This window comes from Pseudomonas sp. LBUM1653, assembly GCF_059716115.1.
Map to the genome: position 1 here is coordinate 5,001,603 of NZ_CP166803.1, position 21,036 is coordinate 5,022,638.

Below are 21,036 nucleotides of genomic sequence, written 5' to 3' on the forward strand. Positions count from 1 at the left end.
TGAAGAGGCTCTCTTGTGCGTTCAGTTGCCTTGAATGACAAGCGAGTCGAAAAAAGGGGACAGGCTTCAAGCAACTTTTTTGCGCGACGTCAGCGTCACCCAATAACGAGTGCGCATTTGCACGTCCAGCGGCAGGCTGGCCGCGAGCAGCGCGAGGATGCGATCGGTGTCGTCCAGGCGGAAACTGCCGGTGACGCGCAACGCCTCAAGCTCTGGCTCCCAGCGCAATACGCCCGGTCGATAGGCGTCGAGTTGCCGCAGGAAATCCCCCAGCGGCTGATTGTTTGCCATCAATACGCCTTCGCGCCAACCGGGTTGCAGCACATCAAAGGGCTGCACCGTTGCGGCGCCTGCTGCTTGCAGGCTGACCTGCCGACCTTCGCGCAAGGTCAATGCGGCGCCTTGCAACGGTTGCAGCTGCACGGCTCCACTGAACACCGATACCTGGCAAGCGAGGGTATCCTGGCGAACACAGACTTCGCTTTGACTGACGATCACTTGGCCAAACCGGGTCTGGATCGTCAACGGCGAGCTGCCCGGTACCTTCAGCGACATTTCGCCCTCCACCAGCTTCACCCGACGGTTCGGCAAATCCACATCGACGGCGCTGGCGGTATTGAGTTGCAGCGAACTGCCATCGGCCAGTCGTACCTGCTTGCGCTCGCCCGTGGCGGTGTGCAGGTCGGCTCGCCAGACGTCCAGCGACAATTGCCGGCTGATCAGCCAGGCTGCCGGCACCAACGCCACCATGCCCAATGCACGTTTGAGCACCACCCGTCGCGCAGGATCGGGGCGATCGAGGCTGCTCAGGGCCAACGCCGGAGGCAGATCGGCAAAGCGCTGGCGCAAGGCCTGGGCCTTTTGCCAGGCATGTTCATGACTGCAGCAGCTGTCGCGCCAACGTTGCAGATTCGCTCGGTCCTGCTCGGTGGCGCCTCCCGACTCGAGCAACGCCAGCCACTGGGCGGCGGCGCGGACGGCCTGGCGAGCATCGGGCATCGGGCTGTTCACAGTTCCACCAACAGGCAATGCTCGTAGGCTTGCGCCATGTAGCGTTTGATCGTGCGCTCGGACACCGACAGGCGCTCGGCGATTTGCTGGTAGCTCAAGCCTTCGAGCTGACTCCAGAGGAACGCCCGGCGCACTGCCCTCGGTAATCCATCGAGCAGTTCATCCAGCGCTTGCAGGGTTTCCAGCAGCAGCCAACGCTGTTCCGGGGACGGCGCACAATCCTCGGGCAGGGATGCCAACGCACTCAGGTAGGCCTGTTCAAGACTGCGACGCTGGTAGAAATTGCTCAGCAGGCGTTTGCCCACCGTCAGCAGATAGGCACGGGGCTCTTGCAGATCAGCAATGCGCTGGGAGCTGGCGAGCAAACGCAAAAACGTATCCTGGCTCAGGTCCGCCGCATCGCAAGCGTTGCCCATGCGTCGCCTCAGCCAGCCCTCAAGCCAGCTACGGTGATCGCGGTACAGGTCGTGAAGGGTTTGCTCCTTCGCCATCGCTGCATCACTCATCTCAAGAAGCCCTGTGCCAGGAGTTATCGTAAATGAGAGTGATTCTAATTAATGTCGCAAGGCGGCACCAAGTGCTTTATGCAGCGGATGCGCAGAAAGATTCGACGGGAGGCGTCACAGAGGAGAAAAAACCAAATTCCAGACACAAAAAACCCCGGTCTTTCGACCAGGGTCTTTGCTATCGACTCGAAGTAAACCAGTGGCTTTCTTCGTAGCTCCAAGGCGTTCAGTGGGCCTTGGGGCAGATATGGCGCAGCGGACGGGACTCGAACCCGCGACCCCCGGCGTGACAGGCCGGTATTCTAACCGACTGAACTACCGCTGCGTATCGCTGTGGACTTGCGTCCAGGTAACTCGTTTGATTGCAAGCTTCGGTGCTTTGCAACCGCGAAGCGGATAAATCCGTTTCGTTAAATATGGCGCAGCGGACGGGACTCGAACCCGCGACCCCCGGCGTGACAGGCCGGTATTCTAACCGACTGAACTACCGCTGCGCGTCGGTGGAGGCATTTCAGCCTACCTCTTGCTTTCGCAAGTTTCTCGGGAGTGGTGGGTGATGACGGGATCGAACCGCCGACATTCTGCTTGTAAGGCAGACGCTCTCCCAGCTGAGCTAATCACCCGTTTGCATCTCCGAGGCCGCGAAATCTACGCAGGTAGCGAACCTAAGTCAATAGCAGGATTGAAGTTTTTCTGAAAAAGACAAAATTCTTTCAATCGATACCGTGTCGACCGCTTTCGCGAGCAGGCTCGCTCCCACAGTGGATCGCATTTCTAATGTGGGAGCGAGCCTGCTCGCGAAGACGATGGCGCATTCAACATCAATGCCCGGCTCAATCTACTCGCTGTAAATCATCTTCTTGGTCATGCCGCCGTCCACCACGAACTCCTGACCCGTGACAAAACCGGCGTTCTTCGACAGCAGCCAGGCCACCATCGCCGCCACGTCCTCGACCGTCCCTACCCTGCCCGCCGGATGCTGGGCATGGTCGGCATCGGTCAGCGGCTCGGCACGGCGTACGGAAGGGTCCCGCGCATCGATCCAGCCGGGGCTGACCGCATTGACCCGAATCTCCGGGCCAAGGCTGATGGCCAGTGCGTGAGTTAAGGCCAGCAGACCGCCTTTGCTCGCGGCATAGGCCTCGGTGTCGGGTTCCGACTGCCCGGCGCGGGTCGAGGCCAGGTTGACGATCGCCCCGCTATGGGCCCGCAGGTACGGCGCACAGTGTTTGGCCAACAGCATAGGCCCACTGAGGTTCACCGCCAGCACCCGGTTCCAGTACGCCAGGTCGAGACTTTCCAGGGTAATGTTATGCGGATCGGCAACCGCCGCATTGCACACCAGCGCATCCAGGCGCCCGAACTGCCCCAGCACCTCGGCAACACCCAGCGCCACCTGCCCTTCGTTCGAGACGTCCATGGCGATGAACCAGGCGTTGTCGCCAAGCACCTTCGCCACTTTCGAGCCACGCGTCCGGTCCAGGTCCGTCAGCACCACCTGCCAGCCTTCGCTGATCAGCCAGGCCGCGATACCCAGGCCAATACCCCGCGCCGCACCGGTTACCAGTGCAACGCGGCCATTGGAACCGAGTGGCGTGGACAACTCGATCACAAGGCAGCCAACCCGCGCGCCAGGTCGGCTTGCAGGTCTGCCACGTCTTCCAGGCCGACCGCGATGCGGATCAGGCTGTCACGAATGCCCGCGGCCTCACGCTCTTGCGGCGCCAGGCGGCCGTGGGAGGTGGTGCTTGGGTGAGTGATGGTGGTTTTGCTGTCGCCCAGGTTGGCGGTGATCGAAATCAGACGGGTGGCATCGATAAAGCGCCAGGCGCCCTCTTTACCGCCCTTGACCTCGAAACTTACCACTGCACCGAAGCCCTTCTGCTGACGCAGGGCCAGCTCGTGCTGCGGATGACTCTTGAGACCGGCGTAATGGACTTTCTCGATGCCGTCCTGCTGCTCCAGCCATTCGGCCAGCTGCTGGGCGTTGGCGCAATGGGCCTTCATCCGCAGGTTGAGGGTTTCCAGGCCCTTTAGGAAGATCCAGGCGTTGAACGGGCTCAGGGTCGGCCCGGCGGTCCGCAGGAAACCGACCACTTCTTTCATCTGCTCACTGCGCCCGGCCACGACACCGCCCATGCAGCGGCCCTGGCCGTCGATGAACTTGGTCGCCGAGTGCACAACGATGTCCGCGCCCATTTTCAGCGGCTGTTGCAACGCCGGGGTGCAGAAGCAGTTGTCGACTACCAGCATCGCACCCTTGGCATGAGCGATTTTCGCCAGTTCGGCGATGTCCACCAGTTCAGCCAGCGGGTTTGACGGCGATTCGACAAACAGCAATTTAGTGTTGGCCTTGATCGCCGCATCCCAACCGGACAAGTCCGCCAGGGGTACATAATCGACTTCGACGCCGAAACGCTTGAAGTACTTCTCGAACAGGCTGATGGTCGAGCCGAACACGCTACGCGACACCAGCACGTGATCGCCGGCACTGCACAGGCTCATCACCACTGCCATGATCGCGGCCATGCCGGTAGCGGTGGCCACGGCTTGCTCGGCGCTTTCCAGGGCGGCAATGCGCTCTTCGAAGGCACGCACGGTGGGGTTGGTGTAGCGCGAGTAGACGTTACCCGGCACTTCCCCGGCAAAACGCGCGGCCGCATCGGCGGCGGTGCGGAATACATAGCTGGAAGTGAAGAACATCGGATCACCGTGTTCGCCTTCCGGCGTACGGTGCTGACCGGCACGTACGGCCAGGGTATCGAACGCTACGCCTTCGAGGTCGCTGTCCAACCGACCGGCATCCCAATCCTGACTCATGCTGTCACTCCTTTCCCTATTCTCGTCAATTAAAAGCCAGATACAAAACCGGCCCCTCAGGGCCGGTAGTTACTCAGTTGTTGTACAGATCGATGATCGCGCTGACTGCCTGGGTCTTGACCTTGGAGGCATCGTTGCGCGCCTGCTCGATCTTGTTCAGGTAAGCCTCGTCGACGTCGCCGGTGACGTACTGGCCGTCGAACACCGCGCAATCGAACTTGTCGATCTTGATCTTGCCGCCACCAACCGCTTCGATCAAGTCAGGCAGGTCCTGATAGATCAGCCAGTCGGCACCGATCAGGTCCGCAACGTCCTGAGTCGAACGGTTGTGGGCGATCAGCTCGTGGGCGCTCGGCATGTCGATGCCGTAGACGTTCGGGAAACGCACGGCCGGGGCTGCGGAGCAGAAGTAAACGTTCTTGGCGCCCGCTTCGCGCGCCATCTGGATGATCTGCTTGCAGGTGGTGCCGCGCACGATGGAGTCGTCCACCAGCATCACGTTCTTGCCGCGGAATTCCAGCTCGATGGCATTGAGCTTCTGGCGTACGGATTTTTTCCGCGCAGCCTGGCCTGGCATGATGAAGGTCCGGCCGATGTAGCGGTTCTTCACGAAACCTTCGCGGAACTTCACGCCCAGGTGGTTTGCCAGTTCCAGGGCCGCGGTACGGCTGGTGTCCGGAATCGGGATGACCACGTCGATATCGTGATCAGGACGTTCGCGCAGGATCTTCTCGGCGAGCTTCTCACCCATGCGCAGGCGGGCCTTGTACACCGACACACCGTCGATGATCGAATCCGGACGCGCCAGGTAGACGTGTTCGAAGATGCACGGGGTCAGGGAAGGGTTGGTCGCGCACTGACGGGTGTGCAGCTTGCCGTCTTCGGTGATGTAGACCGCTTCGCCCGGCGCCAGGTCGCGAATCAGGGTGAAACCGAGCACGTCCAGGGACACGCTCTCGGAGGCAATCATGTACTCGACGCCTTCGTCGGTGTGACGCTGGCCGAACACGATCGGACGGATGCCGTGCGGGTCGCGGAAACCGACGATGCCGTAGCCGGTCACCATGGCCACTACCGCGTAGCCACCGACGCAACGGTTGTGCACGTCGGTGACGGCAGCGAACACGTCTTCTTCGGTCGGCTGCAGCTTGCCGCGCTGGGCCAGCTCGTGTGCGAACACGTTCAGCAGGACTTCCGAATCGGAGCTGGTGTTGACGTGGCGCAGGTCAGATTCGTAAATCTCCTTGGCCAGTTGTTCAACGTTGGTCAGGTTACCGTTGTGCGCCAGGGTGATGCCATAAGGCGAGTTGACGTAAAACGGTTGAGCTTCGGCCGAGGTCGAGCTGCCCGCGGTCGGGTAGCGCACATGGCCAATGCCCATGTGGCCGACCAGGCGCTGCATGTGACGCTGATGGAACACGTCACGCACCAGGCCGTTGTCCTTGCGCAGGAATAACCGGCCATCATGGCTGGTCACGATACCGGCAGCGTCCTGGCCGCGGTGCTGGAGGACGGTTAGCGCGTCATACAGCGCCTGATTGACGTTCGACTTACCGACGATACCGACGATGCCACACATGCGACGCAACCCCTACTTAATGGATCTGAACTGAACAACACTCACTGAGGCGTTTTGGCCATCGGCAAGAGCTGCTCCTTGAACGGTATATCAGCGGGTACGCTGATACCGCTGGCAAGCCACTGACTGCTCCACCCGAGAATCAGGTTCTTGGACCAGTCGGCGACCAATAAAAATTTTGGCACGAGTTGGGACTCTTTCCACCACCCGTCCTGCTGTACCGGCCCCAGGCTCAACAGCCCGACCGCCACGACCACCAGCAATACGCCACGCGCTGCGCCGAAAGCCATGCCGAGGAATCGATCGGTCCCGGACAACCCGGTAACGCGAACCAACTCGCCGATAAGATAATTGATCATTGCGCCTACGATCAGCGTGGCGACAAACATGATGGCACAGCCCGTGATCACACGAGCCGATGGGGTTTGGATATATCCGGCGAGGTACTCGGACAATGAGCCACCAAACATCCAGGCAACGGCTCCTGCGATAATCCAGGTCACCAGCGACAGTGCTTCTTTGACGAAGCCGCGGCTCAGACTGATCAAAGCGGAGATGGCGACGATTGCAACGATCGCCCAGTCAACCCAGGTAAATGGCACAGTGCAGCCTACAGACGGATAAGGCGGCGCATTTTAGCAGAGCCCATGCTTATCGGTAAGCTGCGATTGTCAGTGCATTTCAAATCGCGGCGATAGATTTAGCCACGTTCTGGCTGAAAGCGTACGACAAACCCCTTGAGGTTCTGCTGGCGGTTCAACAAGTCGCGCAGGCGATCGGCCTCTGCACGCTCGATCAACGGCCCGACAAACACGCGATTCTTGCCGTCGGCAGTACGGATATAGGCATTGTAACCCTGGCTGCGCAGGGTTTTCTGCAGTTTTTCCGCGCTTTCACGATTGGCCAGGCTGGCCAGTTGCACCGACCAACTGACCGAGAGGCCATTGGCGTCGACACGGCTTTGCGTGGTATCCGGCTTGCCTGGTGCGGCGCTGATCGGTTGCGACGGCGCTGTGGCGGGCTTGGCCGCCAGCGCCGGGATCGGGGCTGGCGCAGGGGGCGGCGTGACCGGCTTGACGGTGGGCGCCGGAGCGGCAGGAGCGGCAGGCGCAACCGGTGCAACCGGCGCTTCCTGCTGGGCAATTTCTTCGTCGCTCGGCACGGGCTCCTGCGGCAGGGCTTGCGGTTCAGGCACCACCACGGGCTCCACCTGCACTTGCGGCATCGCCGGTGCTTGCGGCGCAGCCGGGGCCTGGACCGTTACCTGGCGCTGCTCATCCTGGCGGGAAAACAGCATCGGCAGGAAAATCACGGCCAGCGCGACCAGAACCAGGGCGCCGACCATGCGCTGCTTGTAAGCCTTATCCAGCAATGCCATTTGCCGCTTCCTCCGTGGAGCGCCGGGCCAGCCACTCAAGGGCCTCGGCAACACAATAGAATGATCCGAACAACAGAATCTCGTCGTCGCTCGTCGCCTGTGCACACTGCCCTTCCAGAGCGGCGGCCACGCTGTCATAGGACGTCACCGAAGCACCGCGCTTGTCCAGCGCCTCGCGCAAGTCCGCCACCGGTCGCGCCCGAGGCGAATCCAGCGGCGCGACAGCCCAGTGCTCGACACTAGCACTCAATTCGCCAATAACACCATCCAGATCCTTGTCTGCCAGCAATCCGAATACCGCCAGGCGCTTGCCGGCCGGTGGACGGCTGGCCAGGCGACGGGCCAGATATTCTGCCGCATGGGGGTTGTGCCCCACATCCAGCAACAGATTGAGGTGTTTGCCCTGCCAGGCGACCTGCCGACGATCGAGTCGACCGACCATCCGCGTCGCTTGCAGCGCCTTGATAATCTGCGCACTCACCCAAGGCAAACCGAGCAACAGATAGGCCTGCAGTGCAAGGGCGGCATTTTCCATCGGCAGATCGAGCAACGGCAGATCGCGCAGCTCAACTACACGTCCTTGAGCATCAACACCACGCCATTGCCACCTGTGATTGGTGACGCCGAGGTCGAAATCGCGCCCACGCAGGAAAAACGGGCAATTGAGCTCGCGCGCTTTATCCAGCAGGGGCTGCGGGGGATTCAGGTCACCGCAGAGCGCAGGCGCGCCCTGGCGAAAGATGCCGGCCTTCTCGAAGGCCACGGACTCACGGGTATCGCCCAGGTAATCCGCATGATCGACGCCAATGCTGGTGACCAGCGCCATGTCGGCGTCCACCACGTTGACCGTGTCCAGGCGTCCGCCCAGGCCCACTTCCAGTATCACGGCGTCGAGCCCGGACTGTTGAAACAGCCAGAACGCCGCCAGGGTACCCATCTCGAAATAGGTCAGGGAAGTGTCGCCGCGACCGGCCTCGACCGCCGCGAAAGCCTGGCAAAGCTCGGCGTCAGTGGCTTCGACGCCATTGACCTGCACACGCTCGTTGTAACGCAGCAGGTGCGGAGAACTGTAGACACCGACGCTCAGGCCCTGCGCGCGCAGCAATGAAGCCACGAACGCACAGGTAGAGCCTTTGCCATTGGTGCCGGTGACCGTGATCACCCGAGGCGCCGGCTTGCCCAGTCCCATGCGGGACGCTACCTGCTGCGAGCGCTCAAGGCCCATGTCGATGGCCGAAGGGTGCAACTGCTCAAGGTAGGCGAGCCACTCGCCAAGGGTACGTTCGGTCATAGGTTGGCAGGTACCGGTGGAACCACGATTGGCTCGATTGGCGCGGCGACGAATTTAGGCGTCGGCAGGCCCATCATTTGCGCCAGCAGGTTACCCAGGCGCGGGCGCAGCTCCTGACGGTGAATGATCATGTCGATCGCGCCGTGCTCCAGCAGGAACTCGCTGCGCTGGAAGCCTTCTGGCAGTTTTTCGCGAACGGTTTGTTCAATGACGCGCGGACCGGCGAAGCCGATCAGGGCTTTCGGCTCGCCGACGATCACGTCGCCCAGCATCGCCAGACTGGCGGAAACACCGCCGTAGACCGGGTCGGTCAGCACGGAGATGAACGGAATGCCTTCTTCACGCAGACGCGCCAGCACCGCGGAGGTCTTGGCCATTTGCATCAGCGAAATCAGGGCTTCCTGCATCCGCGCGCCACCGGAGGCGGAGAAGCAGATCATCGGGCAGCGTTTTTCCAGCGCGTAGTTGGCGGCGCGCACGAAGCGCTCACCGACGATGGCGCCCATCGAGCCGCCCATGAAGGAGAATTCGAACGCCGAAACCACCACAGGCATGCCGAGCAGGGTACCGCTCATCGAGATCAGCGCGTCTTTTTCGCCGGTCTGCTTCTGCGCCGCGGTCAGGCGATCCTTGTACTTCTTGCCGTCGCGGAACTTCAGGCGGTCAACCGGCTCCAGGTCAGCGCCCAGCTCGGTACGACCTTCGGTATCGAGGAAAATGTCGATACGCGCGCGCGCGCCGATACGCATGTGGTGATTGCACTTGGGGCAAACGTCCAGGGTCTTTTCCAGCTCCGGACGATACAGCACAGCCTCGCAAGACGGGCATTTGTGCCAAAGACCTTCAGGCACCGAGCTCTTCTTGACCTCGGAACGCATGATCGAAGGGATCAGTTTGTCTACCAACCAGTTGCTCATGCTTTCTTTCTCCAGTACCGGCGGCCCGAACGCTCTGGTTCGCGGCCCCGCGTATGCCCTTGAGCTAAATTCATGTGTGCGGCGATGTTCGATGAGTGCCGGGTCAGTGCAGAGACCAGCGTACACCCCATCAATCCTCAGCCGTTTTGTACAGTCCAGTGGACGGCGGCAGTCTGCCAGCCGTCACATCAACGTAGGAGCTCCGGTGAGCTTCTGCGTACCGCGTCGATGAACGCCTGAATCTTTGCGTGATCCTTGATGCCTTTGCTTGCCTCTACCCCGCCGCTGACATCCACGGCATAAGGTCGAACCCGCGCCACCGCTTCGGCGACGTTTTCCGGTGTCAGGCCGCCCGCCAGGATAATCGGCTTGCTCAAGCCTTGCGGTATCAATGACCAGTCGAACGCCTGGCCGGTTCCACCGGGAACGCCTTCGACATAGGCGTCGAGCAAAATACCGCTGGCACTCGGATAAGCGTCGCAAGCCGCCGCGATATCATCCCCCGCCTTGACCCGCAGCGCCTTGATGTACGGGCGGTGCCAGCCCTCGCAGTCCGCAGCACTTTCATCACCATGAAACTGCAGCAGGTCCAGCGGCACGGCGTCGAGGATTTCCCCCAGCTCGCAGCGGCTGGCGTTGACGAACAAGCCCACGGTGGTGACGAACGGCGGCAACGCCTGGATGATCGCGCGGGCCTGCTGGAACGTCACGCCCCGCGGGCTCTTGGCGTAGAACACGAAGCCGATGGCATCGGCCCCGGCCTCGACCGCCGCCAACGCATCTTCTATGCGGGTAATCCCGCAAATCTTGCTGCGAACGGCTGACATGTCGATAAAACCCCACGGCAAATCCGAGAAAGTCCCGGATGGTAACAAAAGCGTTCGAAGGCGTCAGCCGTCAAGTTCGCTGAAACCGGTGAGGAAATGTGGGCCGATGTAACGCTCGGGCAACTGGAACTCGTCGCGGTACTCGACTTGCACCAGATACAGGCCGAACGGATGCGCCGTCACCCCGCCAGTACGACGAATACGGCTCTCCAGCACTTCCTTCATCCACTCCACCGGACGCTCGCCGGCACCGATGGTCATCAGCACGCCGGCAATGTTGCGCACCATGTGGTGCAGGAAGGCGCTGGCGCGGATATCCAGCACGATCATCTTGCCGTGGCGCGTGACGCGCAGGTGATGCAGCTCCTTGATCGGCGACTTGGCCTGGCATTGGCCGGCACGGAAAGCGCTGAAATCGTGGGTGCCCACCAGGTACCGGGCCGCTTCGGCCATGCGCTCGACGTCCAGCGGACGGTGGTTCCAGGTGATTTCTTCGTTCAGGTGCGCCGGACGGATCTGATCGTTGTAGATCACGTAGCGATAGCGCCGGGCTATGGCCTTGAACCGCGCATGAAAATGCGCCGGCATGACCTTGGCCCAACTGACGCTGACATCGTGCGGCAAATTGATATTGGCACCCATGACCCAGGCCTTCATTGAACGCTCGACTTGCGTGTCGAAGTGCACCACTTGGCCACACGCGTGCACGCCGGCATCGGTGCGCCCGGCGCAAAGCAGCGAAACGGGAGAGTCGGCCACCTTGGACAAGGCGTTTTCGAGGGTTTCCTGCACCGTGAGCACGCCGGAGGCCTGACGCTGCCAGCCACGATAACGCGAGCCCTTGTATTCAACGCCCAACGCGATCCGGAAAAAGCCGTCGGCCACCATTTCGGCGGCCGGGTTATCTATGTTTGCCAAGGAGTGACAACCTGCTGATGTACGCAAAGGAGGCATTATAAGGCTGCCAGACGAGGACGCCAGTACAACAGCAGGTACTGTGGCGAATCGGATGCCGCCTTCGCGAGCAGGCTCGCTCCCACAGTGGACCGTGTTTCTTCAGGCAAAACGCGGCTCACTGTGGGAGCGAGCCTGCTCGCGATAGCGGCAGCACAGACACCATCGCATCGCCCGCAAACAAAAACGGCAGCCTCAATGGGCTGCCGCTTTGTTTACAACAGGTCATCCACTCAAACCAGACGCGCGAGCATCTCCTTGGCTTCGCTCTTCTGGCCGTCGTCGCCTTCGCTCACCACCTCGTTGAGGATGTCGCGGGCACCATCGTTGTCGCCCATGTCGATGTAGGCCTGGGCCAGATCGAGCTTGGTGGCGACTTCGTCGGTACCGGACAGGAAATCGAACTCCGGCTCGTCATCCACGGTGGCCAAGGCGTCATCTACCGTGAAGCTTGGCTCGCTGATGCTTTGGGACAGGCTTTCCAGTTCGGCGCTGAGATCATCCAGCTCAGGGGTAACCACCTGCGCAGGCGCCGGGACGTCCATTTCATCGGCCAGGGACAAATCGAAATCGGCCGGCAGCTCCAGATCGTCCAGGACCACTTGTGGCACGTCCGGCGCTGGTGCGGCCGGCAGGTCTTTGACGTCTTCATCCAGGTTCAGCAGGAAATCGTCCTCGGCCAGGATCGCCGGCGAAGGCTCGCCACCGAGGTCCATGTCCAGGTCGAACTCCGACAGGTCGTCGAGGTTTTCCTTGATTTCAGTCTGTTGCTGCAAGACCGATTCGAAACTCAGGTCATCGTCCAGCGGGAAATCTTCCAGATCGGCCAGGGTTGTTTCCGGCTCCGGCGCTGGTTCCGGCGTTGGCGCAACCGTTACCGGCGTGACGTTTTCCAGATCATCCAGACTCAGGTCGAACGCACTGTCAAAATCGTCATCGACTGCAGCCGGCGCTTGCGGCTCGTCGAGCAACAGGTCCTTGACGTACTGCGCGTCCAGCTCGGCAGCGACGGCGGCAGTGGCAATACCGCCAGCAGCGACCAGCGCCATGGCCGGGAAACGGCTCTTGAGTTTTTCGACCTGGGCATAGTTGTCGCCGTTGGCCACCAACTGGCGCTCCTGGACCACGAACGCGTCGCGATCACCCTGCAAACCGTAGACTTCCATCAGCTTCAGGCGCAAATCGCTGCGTTGCGGCTCCTGCTTGACGCCTTCCTCCAGCAGCGTGGCAGCCTGATTCAGACGACCGCCATCGATGTGCGACTGCACGCGGCCCAACACATCGTCGGAATGCTCGGCGGCGGGCGACACCAGCGGCGCGGCAATCGGCGGCGTGACCACGACCGGGGCAATCACCGGAGCGGGTTCTGGAGCTGGAGCGGGGGCCGTGGCGAGTTTCGGGCTCGGCGGCTCAACCTCTTCCAGATCGTCGAAGATGCCTTTGGACAGGTCAAGCTCGGAGGAAAACTCCTGCTCTTCAGCCAAGGCGCGGGCCATGCGCAAATGTTTCTCGGCTTCCTGCTGGGCTTTGCGGCGACGGGCCAGCAACAGCAGCAACAGCAGCACCACCACCGCCCCGCCACCCGCCAGACCCAGCAGCCAAGGATTGGTCAGCAATTCATTGAACTTCTGATCGTCGGAGACCGCAGGCGTCGGCTCGATCGGCGTTTCTGCCGGTGCCGGAGCAGGAGTCGCTTCAGGCGCCACTGCAGCCGGGGTAGGCGCAGGCGCGATTACTTCAGCAGGGGCTGGCACTTCGGCAGGCGTTGCCGCAGGATCAGCCGGCAGCTCAGCCGGGATCGCTGCATCAGTCGCAGTTGCCGCAGGCGTTCCCGCCGCACCGTCGGCCTGCAATTTGGCCAACTGGTTGTTCTTCAGCTCAATAAGGCGTTGCAGTTTGTCCATCTGACTTTGCAAATCGGTCATGCGGCTTTTCATCTCGGCGCTGTCACGGCGCTTGGTATCGAGACTTTCCTGGGTCACCGCCAGCTTGTTGTTCAAGGCCTTGGCATCGCCTGCGGCGCCCTTGCCCCCAGCCTTGCCGGATTCGGCGGAAACCAGGCTCAGCTTGTCCTGAGCGGCTTGCGACGAAGGTGCTTCACCGCGACCGCGATTGGTCGCATCGAGCTGCTGCTGGCCATTACCAGGCTTGGCGACATAACGACGTCCCTGACGCCAGGCGGTGTTCTGTGCAGCCACTTCGGCGATGGCCTTCGGTTGCGCCAAGCTCGTGCTTTGTACCTGATCCGGCAGACGCAACACCTGACCGGTTTTGAGCCGGTTGATATTGCCATCGATGAAGGCATCCGGATTTAGCGCCTGGATGGCCAGCATGGTTTGTTGAATCGAACCGCCATTACGCGCCTTCGCGGCGATTTCCCACAAGGTATCGCGCCGCGTAGTGGTGTATTCGGACGGCGTGGTCGCACCGGTGACGGGCGTCGTACCGGTTTGAACAGGTGCAGATTGCGCAGCCGCCTCGGCGGTTTGCGGCGAGAATTTGGACGGATCGAGCAGCACGCTGTAATCGCGTAGCAGACGACCGTTGGGCCACATCACCTGAACCAGGAATTTCACCATCGGTTCGGTCAGGGGTTTGCTGGAAGTCACGCGCAGGATGCTTTTACCGCTGGCGTTGAGCACCGGGGTAAAGGTCAGGTCGTTGAGAAACGCCTGGCGGTCGACACCGGCTTTGGCGAAATCTTCAGGTGAAGCCAGGCTCGGCACCACTTCGGCAGCGGTGAGCTCCTTGACGTCGAGCAGCTCGATTTCCGCCACCAGCGGCTGGTTCAGCGTCGATTTCAGGGTCAGTTCCCCGAGCCCGAGGGCATGCGCCATACCGGAGGACAGCGCCGAGGCGGCCGCTATTGCTAGCACCAGTTTGCGAACTTGAACCATTAGCTAATCCTTAGTTTTTACATTCCTCGGCCAGCGAGGTTGATAGCCGCTGCCATAAGGCATTGCGCGCGGGCGAAGGTCGCCGCGCGCGATCGTTTCATGCATGCCCTGCAAAGCCCTTCAGGGTGGCGCGCCTTCAACATTACGGCCAAGCATGGCGCTCGTCTGGAAGTATCTTTTACAGCAGGTCTTTTATCAACAATTCGGCCACCTGCACAGCATTGAGCGCCGCACCTTTGCGTACGTTATCTGACGTCAGCCACACATTAAGTTCCGACGGTTCGTCGATACCCAGGCGCACCCGACCAACGTAGACGACATCCTGCCCCACCGCATCGCCGACCGCTGTCGGGTAATCGCCGGCTTCCACCAGCTCGATGCCGGGAGCGTCTTCCAGTGCGGCGTTGACCTTGGCCAGGTCGATTTCGGTCGAGGACTGCAGGGTCACGCTATAGCTATCGCCAAAAAACACCGGGGCTTGAATGCAAGTGACGGAAATCTTCAATGAAGGCAACGCCATGACTTGACGCAGCTCGCGCACCAGGCGCTTTTCCAGCAGTGTATGGCCCTGTTCATCCGGTTTGCCGACCTGGGCCAGCAGGTTGAAGGCCATCTGCCGGTCAAAGAAGGTCGGCTCCAGTGGGCGCACATTCAGCAGTTCGGCGGTTTGCCGGGCCAGCTCGGTCACGGCTTCGCGGCCTTGGGCAGACACCGCCAGGCTGGCGGTCAGGTTGATGCGTTGCAAATCGAGCAACCCCAGCAGGGGTGCGAGCACCACCGCCAGGGTGGTGGCCGATGGGCTCGGGCTGCCGATCTGGAATGGCTTTTTCAGGCTGGCCAGCACCTGCGCATTCGCCTCCGGCACTACCTGTGGCGCCTGGTCGGCCGGCAAGGCGCCGGAGAGGTCGATCAGCGAACAACCGGCGGCGGTGGCACGCGCGGCGTAGCTCAATGTCACTGCTGGACCGGCGGCAAAGAACACCAACTGAACTTTGCTGAAATCAAACTCATCGACTTCGCGCACCCGCACGTTCTTGCCGCGATACGGCACCGAACTGCCGGCGGATTCGCTGCTGGCCAGCAAATGCAGGGTGCCGATCGGGAAATCGCGCTCTTCGAGAATCTGCACCAGCGTTTCGCCGACAGTACCGGTGGCGCCGATCACGGCAATATCAATGGTCTGGCTCATGGTTATACCTCTGGCGAAACGGGGGGAGCGGCACTTTACCGGGTGGTTGGCATGCAGGCAATTATGTGGCACCTGTAACGGCCTCATCGCGAGCAAGCTCGCTCCCACAAGGATCGCGCTGAACCCTGTGGGAGCGAGCTTGCTCGCGATAGCGGAATGTCAGTCAACCCATCAACCTCAGTCTGTCGAGTATAAAAAAACCCGCGCCTCTCGCAAGGCGCGGGTTCGTTCATAGCATCAATCGATCAACGCTCGAGCAGGATCCGCAGCATGCGACGCAGCGGCTCGGCCGCGCCCCACAGCAGTTGGTCGCCGACAGTGAAGGCGCCGACGAATTGCGAGCCCATGTTCAGCTTGCGCAGACGGCCAACCGGAATGTTCAGGGTGCCGGTGACCTTGGTCGGGCTCAGCTCCTGCATGCTGATGTCGCGGTTGTTCGGCACCAGCTTGACCCAAGGGTTGTGCTGGCTGATCAACCCTTCGATATCGGCGATCGGCACATCCTTGTTCAGCTTGATGGTCAGCGCCTGGCTGTGGCAGCGCATGGCGCCGATGCGCACGCAGATGCCATCCACCGGGATCGGGCTCTTGAAGCGACCGAGGATCTTGTTGGTTTCGGCCTGGGCCTTCCACTCTTCACGGCTTTGACCGTTCGGCAGTTCCTTGTCGATCCACGGGATCAGGCTGCCGGCCAGCGGTACGCCGAAGTTTTCGGTCGGGTACGCGTCGCTGCGCATGGCTTCGGCCACACGACGGTCGATGTCGAGGATCGCGCTGGCCGGGTCGGCCAATTGATCGGCGACGGCGGCGTGGGTCGCGCCCATTTGCTTGATCAGTTCACGCATGTTCTGCGCGCCGGCACCGGAGGCCGCCTGATAGGTCATGGCGCTCATCCACTCCACCAGGCCGGCCTCGAACAGACCGCCCAGGCCCATCAGCATCAGGCTGACGGTGCAGTTGCCGCCGATGTAGTTCTTGGTGCCGGCATCCAGCTGCTGGTCGATGACCTTGCGGTTGACCGGGTCCAGTACGATGACCGCGTCATCCTGCATGCGCAGGCTGGAAGCGGCGTCGATCCAGTAACCCTGCCAGCCGGCTTCGCGCAACTTCGGGAAGACTTCGCTGGTGTAGTCGCCACCCTGGCAGGTCAAAATCACGTCGAGGGTTTTCAGCTCTTCAATGCTGTAAGCGTCCTTGAGCGGAGCAATGTCCTTGCCCACGGACGGGCCTTGGCCACCGACATTGGAAGTGGTGAAAAACACCGGCTCGATAAGATCGAAATCCTGCTCTTCCAGCATCCGCTGCATGAGCACGGAACCGACCATACCGCGCCAACCGATCAGACCTACACGTTTCATCGCAACTACACCTTCTTGAAAAGTGGGCCGCTGCTTCCGGGGGTGAAAGTGGCAGCGGGCCCGAGAGATTACAGATTCCGCAGCGCGGCGACTACTGCGTCGCCCATTTCCTGCGTACCGACTTTAGTGCAACCAGCCGACCAGATGTCACCGGTGCGCAAGCCCTGGTCCAACACCAGACTAACGGCTTTTTCGATAGCATCGGCCGCAGCCTGCTGGTTGAAGCTGTAACGCAACATCATCGAGACCGACAAAATGGTCGCCAACGGGTTGGCGATGCCCTGGCCTGCGATGTCTGGTGCCGAACCGTGGCACGGCTCGTACATGCCTTTGTTGTTGGTGTCCAGGGACGCCGACGGCAGCATGCCGATGGATCCGGTGAGCATCGAGGCCTGGTCGGACAGGATATCGCCGAACATGTTGTCGGTGACGATCACGTCGAACTGCTTGGGTGCCCGCACCAGTTGCATGGCGGCGTTATCGACGTACATGTGGCTCAGTTCGACTTGCGGGTAATCCTTGGCCACTTCCTCAACGATTTCACGCCACAGCTGGCTGGAGGCCAGTACGTTGGCCTTGTCCACCGAGCAGAGCTTCTTGCCGCGGACCATGGCCATGTCGAACCCGACACGGGCGATGCGGCGGATTTCGCTTTCGCTGTACGGCAGGGTGTCGTAGGACTGACGCTCGCCGTTTTCCAGGGTACGGGTACCGCGTGGTGCGCCGAAGTAGATACCGCCGGTCAGCTCGCGAACGATCAGGATGTCCAGGCCGGCAACGATTTCCGGCTTCAGGCTGGAGGCCTCGGCCAGTTGCGGGTACAGGATCGCCGGACGCAGGTTGCCGAACAGGCCCAGTTGCGCGCGGATTTTCAGCAGGCCGCGCTCAGGGCGGATATCACGCTCGATGGTGTCCCATTTCGGGCCGCCCACCGCGCCCAACAGCACGGCATCGGCGGCGCGGGCGCGGTCCAGGGTTTCATCGGCCAGCGGCACGCCGTGCTTGTCGATGGCTGCGCCACCGATCACATCAAAGCTCAGGTTGAAGCCCAAAGCGAACTTGTCACTGGCCAGCTCCAGCACCTTTACCGCTTCGGCCATGATTTCCGGGCCAATACCGTCACCTGGGAGAATCAGAATCTGCTTGCTCATGCGTTCCTCATGTCATCAGTCGGTGCGCCTGGGGCGCTCCCGGAAAAAGTCTGTTAATCGCTTATCTTTCAGCCATCAGTACCAGTACATCTGTACTGAACGAACCATCGGCCTCAATCTCAAAATATTCGCGCACTTCGTTGCCCATCGACTGCTGCAACTCGCGGATCGCCGCGCGCATCACCTGTGGCGTACGCATGCGCTCGACCCAGGAGTTGTATTCCAGACGCAGCCGCTGGCGGGTGGTGCTGCGGGTATGCAGCCCTGCCTCACTGACCTGGCGCAGCCACTCGCCGGCGCTATAGTCGCGCACATGGCTGGTATCACGCAGCACTTCGACGCTTTGCAGGTAAGTGTCGAACAATGGGCTGCCCGGTGACAACACGTCGATGAATGCCGCGACACCGCCTGGCTTCAATACTCGCCGCACTTCCCGCAGGGCCAGGCCAAGATCGCTCCAGTGGTGTGCCGAATAGCGACTGAAGACGAAATCGAACTCGCCATCGGCGAACGGCAGGCGCTCGGCGGCGCCGTTGACCGTGGAGACGTTTTGCAGGCCTCGTTCGGCGGCAGCAGCGGCCACCACGTCAAGCATCTGTTGGGACAAGTCGTAGGCCACCACTTCCTTGACCAGCGACGCCACCTGAAAACTCACGTGACCGGCGCCACAACCCAGGTCCAGGACCCGGGCTTCGCCCTGCCCTGCCAGTTCGGCCTGTAGCAGCGCGAATTCGGTGCCTTGAGCGTGTACGGCGCTGCTCAGGTAGGCCGCGGCCTGTTCACCGAATTGCTTTTGGACTACCTGGCTGTGCTGGGCGGTGCTGGTCATTGGGACTTCCTTTTTCAGGGTTTAGCCTTGTGGTGTTTGATCGGGCCTCTTCGCGAGCAGGCTCGCTCCCACAGTGAAATGCATTTCAAATGTGGGAGCGAGCTTGCTCGCGATGGCGTCATTACGCCTTACGCAAAATCAAGCGTCGCGAAACAACCAAGGCTGGCTCGCACGGTGCTTGGCTTCAAACGCCGCAATCGCATCACCGTCCTGCAACGTCAGGCCAATATCGTCCAGACCATTGAGCAAGCAGTGCTTACGGAACGCGTCGATTTCAAAACTCAACACCTTGCCATCCGGGCGGGTCACGGTCTGGGCTTGCAGATCGATCTGCAACTGATAGCCCGGATTGGCCTCGACCTGCTGGAACAACTCATCGACGTCGGCATCGCTCAAGATGATCGGCAGCAAGCCGTTCTTGAAGCTGTTATTGAAGAAGATGTCGGCATAGCTCGGCGCGATGATGCTGCGAAAACCATATTCTTCCAGCGCCCATGGCGCGTGCTCGCGGCTGGAACCGCAACCGAAGTTTTCCCGGGCCAGCAGCACGCTGGCGCCTTGGTAACGCTCGGCGTTAAGGACGAAATCCTGGTTCAGGGGACGCTTGGAGTTGTCCTGATACGGCTGTCCCACATCCAGGTAGCGCCATTCATCGAACAGGTTCGGGCCGAAACCGGTGCGCTTGATCGACTTCAAGAATTGCTTCGGAATGATCTGGTCGGTGTCGACGTTGGCACGATCCAGAGGCGCGACAAGTCCAGTGTGCTGGGTGAAAGCTTTCATGCTGCGCTCCTTTAGATCAATTCACGGACGTCGACGAAACGACCGTTCACAGCGGCGGCGGCGGCCATGGCCGGGCTGACGAGGTGAGTACGGCCACCGGCGCCCTGACGGCCTTCGAAGTTACGGTTGGAGGTCGAGGCGCAGTGCTCGCCCGATTCCAAACGGTCCGGGTTCATCGCCAGGCACATCGAGCAACCCGGTTCGCGCCATTCGAAACCGGCTTCGAGGAAAATCTTGTCCAGGCCTTCCGATTCGGCCTGGGCCTTCACCAGACCCGAGCCCGGCACCACGATGGCCTGCTTGATGGTCGAGGCCACTTTGCGGCCCTTGGCGATCACCGCCGCAGCGCGCAGGTCTTCGATCCGCGAGTTGGTGCAGGAGCCGATGAATACGCGGTCCAGCTGAATGTCGGTGATTGCCTGATTGGCAGTCAAACCCATGTATTTCAGGGCGCGTTCGATGGAACCGCGCTTGACCAGGTCCATTTCCTTCGCAGGATCCGGAACGTTCTGATCGACAGCCAATACCATCTCAGGCGAAGTGCCCCAGCTGACTTGCGGCTTGATCTGGGTGGCGTCGAGCTCGACCACGGTGTCGAACACCGCATCGGCGTCGGACACCAGGTCTTTCCAGGCTTCGACGGCCAAATCCCATTCCGCGTCTTTCGGGGCGAATGGACGGCCCTTCACGTAAGCCACGGTTTTTTCATCAGCTGCGACCAGGCCAACGCGAGCGCCGGCTTCGATGGACATGTTGCAGATGGTCATGCGGCCTTCGACGGACAAGTCACGAATCGCGCTGCCGGCGAACTCGATGGCGTGGCCGTTACCGCCGGCGGTGCCGATCTTGCCGATCACCGCGAGGACGATGTCCTTGGCGGTCACGCCGAACGGCAGTTGGCCTTCGACTTCTACCCGCATGTTCTTCATCTTCTTGGCGACCAGGCACTGGGTGGCGAGCACGTGCTCGACCTCGGAGGTGCCGATACCGTGGGCCAGGGCACCAAAAGCGCCATGGGTCGAGGTATGGGAGTCGCCGCAGACCACGGTCATGCCCGGCAAGGTTGCACCCTGCTCCGGGCCGATGACGTGGACGATGCCTTGGCGGACGTCATTCATCTTGAATTCGACGATGCCGTATTCATCACAGTTATCGTCGAGGGTCTGGACCTGCAAACGCGAAACCTCGTCGGCAATGGCAGCGATGCCGCCCTTGCGCTCAGGGGTGGTCGGTACGTTGTGGTCCGGGGTCGCGATGTTGGCGTCGATGCGCCAAGGCTTGCGCCCGGCCAGCCGCAGGCCTTCGAAAGCTTGCGGCGAGGTCACTTCGTGGATGATGTGACGATCGATGTAGATCAGCGCAGAGCCATCGTCGCGCTGTTTGACCAAATGCGAATCCCAGAGCTTGTCGTAGAGCGTTTTGCCGGCCATCAGACGGTTTCCTCATCAGCTTGTTTCTATGCCCTGGGCCTTGAACAGTTCAATAACCCTTTGGCTTGTGAGGCTGATCCTATGGGGTTACATTAAATAACTCAAATTCATATTTT

General features: G+C 61.2%; 18 protein-coding genes and 3 tRNA genes. All 21 read right to left on the minus strand.

The features are described 5' to 3' along the window. Positions 1-66: 66 nt before the first annotated feature. Positions 67-999: a FecR domain-containing protein gene (locus ACA054_RS22550; RefSeq protein WP_497686234.1), complete on the minus strand. Its 933-nt coding sequence runs from the start codon at positions 997-999 to the stop codon at positions 67-69. A gap of 8 nt (positions 1,000-1,007) precedes the next feature. Next, complete coding sequence (locus tag ACA054_RS22555) at positions 1,008-1,517, minus strand: sigma-70 family RNA polymerase sigma factor (RefSeq protein ID WP_497686235.1); 510 nt, start codon at positions 1,515-1,517, stop codon at positions 1,008-1,010. Between the two features lie 248 nt (positions 1,518-1,765). After that, positions 1,766-1,842 (minus strand) — tRNA-Asp (locus tag ACA054_RS22560). Between the two features lie 92 nt (positions 1,843-1,934). Further along, positions 1,935-2,011: transfer RNA gene (locus ACA054_RS22565), tRNA-Asp, on the minus strand. A 53-nt stretch (positions 2,012-2,064) separates the two neighbouring features. After that, positions 2,065-2,140: transfer RNA gene (locus tag ACA054_RS22570), tRNA-Val, on the minus strand. A gap of 215 nt (positions 2,141-2,355) precedes the next feature. Continuing rightward, the gene (locus ACA054_RS22575; protein ID WP_497686236.1) at positions 2,356-3,129 is read right to left on the minus strand and encodes an SDR family oxidoreductase; all 774 of its coding nucleotides are present in this window, start codon (positions 3,127-3,129) and stop codon (positions 2,356-2,358) included. After that, on the minus strand, positions 3,126-4,337 hold the full coding sequence (locus ACA054_RS22580) for an O-succinylhomoserine sulfhydrylase (protein ID WP_497686237.1): 1,212 nt from the start codon (positions 4,335-4,337) through the stop codon (positions 3,126-3,128). The genes ACA054_RS22575 and ACA054_RS22580 overlap by 4 nt, the downstream gene beginning before the upstream one ends. 73 nt (positions 4,338-4,410) lie before the next feature. Continuing rightward, positions 4,411-5,916: an amidophosphoribosyltransferase gene (gene purF, locus ACA054_RS22585; RefSeq protein WP_020795479.1), complete on the minus strand. Its 1,506-nt coding sequence runs from the start codon at positions 5,914-5,916 to the stop codon at positions 4,411-4,413. Positions 5,917-5,957: 41 nt separating this feature from the next. After that, positions 5,958-6,518, minus strand: a complete 561-nt coding sequence (locus ACA054_RS22590; RefSeq protein ID WP_497686238.1) for a CvpA family protein — start codon at positions 6,516-6,518, stop codon at positions 5,958-5,960. Between the two features lie 98 nt (positions 6,519-6,616). Continuing rightward, entirely contained in the window at positions 6,617-7,294 is a 678-nt protein-coding gene (locus ACA054_RS22595) for an SPOR domain-containing protein (RefSeq protein ID WP_497686239.1), read from the minus strand. Next, positions 7,278-8,585, minus strand: coding sequence for a bifunctional tetrahydrofolate synthase/dihydrofolate synthase (gene folC, locus ACA054_RS22600; protein WP_497686240.1), 1,308 nt, complete (start codon positions 8,583-8,585; stop codon positions 7,278-7,280). Before folC ends, ACA054_RS22595 begins: the two co-directional genes overlap by 17 nt. Further along, positions 8,582-9,502 (minus strand): acetyl-CoA carboxylase, carboxyltransferase subunit beta, encoded by a 921-nt coding sequence (gene accD, locus ACA054_RS22605; RefSeq protein WP_497635764.1) that lies wholly within the window; start codon positions 9,500-9,502, stop codon positions 8,582-8,584. Before accD ends, folC begins: the two co-directional genes overlap by 4 nt. A 188-nt stretch (positions 9,503-9,690) precedes the next feature. Further along, the gene (locus ACA054_RS22610; protein WP_497686241.1) at positions 9,691-10,329 is read right to left on the minus strand and encodes a phosphoribosylanthranilate isomerase; all 639 of its coding nucleotides are present in this window, start codon (positions 10,327-10,329) and stop codon (positions 9,691-9,693) included. Positions 10,330-10,392: 63 nt separating this feature from the next. Next, complete coding sequence (gene truA / locus ACA054_RS22615) at positions 10,393-11,217, minus strand: tRNA pseudouridine(38-40) synthase TruA (RefSeq protein WP_497690358.1); 825 nt, start codon at positions 11,215-11,217, stop codon at positions 10,393-10,395. A gap of 299 nt (positions 11,218-11,516) precedes the next feature. After that, complete coding sequence (locus tag ACA054_RS22620) at positions 11,517-14,180, minus strand: motility hub landmark protein FimV (protein ID WP_497686242.1); 2,664 nt, start codon at positions 14,178-14,180, stop codon at positions 11,517-11,519. Between the two features lie 178 nt (positions 14,181-14,358). Next, entirely contained in the window at positions 14,359-15,369 is a 1,011-nt protein-coding gene (locus ACA054_RS22625) for an aspartate-semialdehyde dehydrogenase (RefSeq protein ID WP_497686243.1), read from the minus strand. A gap of 245 nt (positions 15,370-15,614) precedes the next feature. Next, a complete protein-coding gene (gene asd / locus ACA054_RS22630; RefSeq protein ID WP_497440804.1) occupies positions 15,615-16,727 on the minus strand; it encodes an aspartate-semialdehyde dehydrogenase in 1,113 nt (370 codons plus the stop codon). A gap of 68 nt (positions 16,728-16,795) precedes the next feature. After that, positions 16,796-17,878, minus strand: coding sequence for a 3-isopropylmalate dehydrogenase (leuB, locus tag ACA054_RS22635; protein ID WP_497686244.1), 1,083 nt, complete (start codon positions 17,876-17,878; stop codon positions 16,796-16,798). Positions 17,879-17,939: 61 nt separating this feature from the next. Beyond that, on the minus strand, positions 17,940-18,707 hold the full coding sequence (locus ACA054_RS22640) for a class I SAM-dependent methyltransferase (protein WP_497686245.1): 768 nt from the start codon (positions 18,705-18,707) through the stop codon (positions 17,940-17,942). Between the two features lie 138 nt (positions 18,708-18,845). Then, positions 18,846-19,490, minus strand: a complete 645-nt coding sequence (gene leuD / locus ACA054_RS22645) for a 3-isopropylmalate dehydratase small subunit (RefSeq protein ID WP_497686246.1) — start codon at positions 19,488-19,490, stop codon at positions 18,846-18,848. A gap of 11 nt (positions 19,491-19,501) precedes the next feature. Beyond that, entirely contained in the window at positions 19,502-20,920 is a 1,419-nt protein-coding gene (gene leuC / locus ACA054_RS22650; RefSeq protein ID WP_497686247.1) for a 3-isopropylmalate dehydratase large subunit, read from the minus strand. Positions 20,921-21,036: the final 116 nt, after the last annotated feature.